3 protein-coding genes and 1 pseudogene are annotated in these 2,041 nt (G+C 62.4%); 1 reads left to right on the top strand and 3 read right to left on the bottom strand.

What is annotated here, in order from left to right:
- Nucleotides 1-145 precede the first annotated feature (145 nt).
- The 3 genes from U3653_RS33150 to U3653_RS33140 all read right to left on the bottom strand — a co-directional run bounded on the left by U3653_RS33150 (nucleotide 146) and on the right by U3653_RS33140 (nucleotide 1,499).
- On the bottom strand, nucleotides 146-499 hold the full coding sequence (locus U3653_RS33150; protein ID WP_195080733.1) for a hypothetical protein: 354 nt from the start codon (nucleotides 497-499) through the stop codon (nucleotides 146-148).
- On the bottom strand, nucleotides 486-965 hold the full coding sequence (locus tag U3653_RS33145; RefSeq protein ID WP_195080732.1) for a hypothetical protein: 480 nt from the start codon (nucleotides 963-965) through the stop codon (nucleotides 486-488). The genes U3653_RS33150 and U3653_RS33145 overlap by 14 nt, the downstream gene beginning before the upstream one ends.
- A gap of 357 nt (nucleotides 966-1,322) precedes the next feature.
- Nucleotides 1,323-1,499, bottom strand: coding sequence for a hypothetical protein (locus U3653_RS33140; RefSeq protein WP_195080731.1), 177 nt, complete (start codon nucleotides 1,497-1,499; stop codon nucleotides 1,323-1,325).
- A 448-nt stretch (nucleotides 1,500-1,947) separates the two neighbouring features.
- Here U3653_RS33140 and U3653_RS33135 point away from each other — a divergent pair.
- A pseudogene (locus U3653_RS33135) lies at nucleotides 1,948-2,041 on the top strand (hypothetical protein); the annotation flags it as partial.

Here is a 2,041-nt window from a genome sequence, read left to right as displayed (position 1 = left end):
GCCACCGCGCAACACATTTGGAACCGGAAGCCGGTCCACCGCGAGGTGGGCCGGCTTCCGGCGTTCCGGCGTCAGATTCCGTCCAGCGTGACGACCGTCGGCCGGAGATGCCGCCAGCGCCCTCGTGCAGCGGTGACTCGGCGACTCACCTTGGCACAGGCCAGAAACCAGTCTCGCCGATCGTGATCACACAGGGCTGATTCAGCACCCCGGCCTTGTAGACGGCTTCATCGAGGTGGGTCGACATCAAGAGCATCCATGTCTTCCACGGAGTACCCGCGCCCACCGGTTTTCCGGTATTCGCCGCGAGCCGTAGGTAGTAGTCGTGGAGTTCTTGGTCGGTTACCGCGAACGTCAAGGGGGGGTCCACAGGCGATTCATCGATTGCCGTGATCTGCAACCGACCAGTGTCATCGCGGCTGATCTGGTATCCGGACTCGGTCCCGGCACGAATAACCGACTCGGTCAGTTCTTCCACACTGGGCTCATGCTTTTCCACGACATCCTCCTCCAGGGAAGGCAGTGATCACTATCCCGCCCTCACTGACGATCACGGTGGGCTGGACGGTCTTGGCTATCGCTCCGGTAACGCGGTTGACCAGGTAGATCTGCCCCGTGTAACAATACCGGCCGCCGCTCTGCGGGCCGTACCAGTCGGGTGCGTCGTGAGCCTTGGCGATTGCCATATCGGCAATGTCGCGCCAGTTGCGGCCCTCGATTGCGGCGAGCCCTTCCCATTCGCTCATGTGACCGGCCTGAATATGCCTATACCCGTAGTCTTTATTCCCGCACAGCAGCTTCCATTCGCTGAAGGTTGTGACTACTTTGCCCTCGGGCGAGCTGATTCCACAAGCTCCCCACGGGAACGAGGCGTGAGCTACTGGACTCGGCATCAGGCCCATGACCGACGCCACTGCTGCCGCTGTAGCTATTACAAGTGCCGATATCTTCAACTCGACCCCCATGTCGCGCACTAATTGGCGCTTCTACCTATAACTTTGCTGCATCCGTCAAGGAGGGCTTCATCGTCAGCCACGCGCACCCCCGAGCTCGAGCGAGATGAAGAGGCACAACCCACGACAACCGACCTCATTGCCTTACACCTGAATTCGACGCGTGCGGTGCGCTCCCGGTTCCATACCAACGGAGATCTTCTCCTTGTTGCATCTATCGGGTAGCCGGTCCGCCGAGAGGTGGGCCCGGCTCCGGCGCTTCCGGTTGGATTCCGGCGACGGTGACGACCGCTGGCCGGAGATGCCACCAGCGCCGCTCCGGTATCACCGCTGACAAGGTAGGTATCGAGTGCCGCCGGGTTCATTGGTTCAGTCGTTCGAATCGCGCGCATGGTCGATCGCACGTTCCCCGAGGCGGTCGGCATATTTCTCGAACGTGTAGGAGTGGCCGTCGTCGCCGACGAGGTAGACGTGCCCGTCGAGGAAGGACTCCCGGTAGCCGATTGCGTCCGGTCCCGCCCATTCGCGGATGGCTTCGGCGAACATCGCCACCGTTTCCTGCGGCGGCGGGTCATCCGATGACCACCCTCGGCGACGCCGAGATGTGGCGGCACCTGCATCGAAACCACCTCTCCAAGGGAGAACGGCGATCGGTCGATCAAGCGCGGTTCATCAGCAACATTCAATCCAGTCACGGTCCTACGTGTAGGCGATACCTGTCGGAATCCGCCTACATCTACGGATCGGGAGACGGGGCCGATCATGGCGAGTGACGAAACCCCGGACCCGGAACTGCCGGTGCGAGTCCCGTTCGTCGGGCCATCGGAAAACTATCCCGGTTTCCAGAAGGGACCGGGCAACCGCCCAGGTTCAGCGGTTGTTCCGTATCGACCAGCGGAACCGTTGGTACAGCCTATTCCTCCAGCCACCATCCGATAGGAGTTCTTGCGCCGACCGGGCCAGCGAGATGGACCGCCGCTGGCTGCCGCTCCGCGGTGTCGCCGATCCGGTCAAGGTCACCCGTTCGGCGCTGCAGAACGCGGCCTCGATCGCGGCTCTGTTCCTGACCACGGAGGCCGTCGTCGCCG

The organism is Nocardia implantans, from assembly GCF_035544775.1.
GTDB lineage: Bacteria > Actinomycetota > Actinomycetes > Mycobacteriales > Mycobacteriaceae > Nocardia > Nocardia implantans.
This window is presented reverse-complemented; position numbering and strand designations above follow the sequence as displayed.

Excerpts from the sequence above, each read along its gene's own strand:
- U3653_RS33140 (WP_195080731.1), bottom strand. The coding sequence starts at position 1,499 with ATGTTCGCCGAAGCCATCCGCGAATGGGCGGGACCGGACGCAATCGGC.
- U3653_RS33145 (WP_195080732.1), bottom strand. The coding sequence starts at position 965 with ATGGGGGTCGAGTTGAAGATATCGGCACTTGTAATAGCTACAGCGGCA.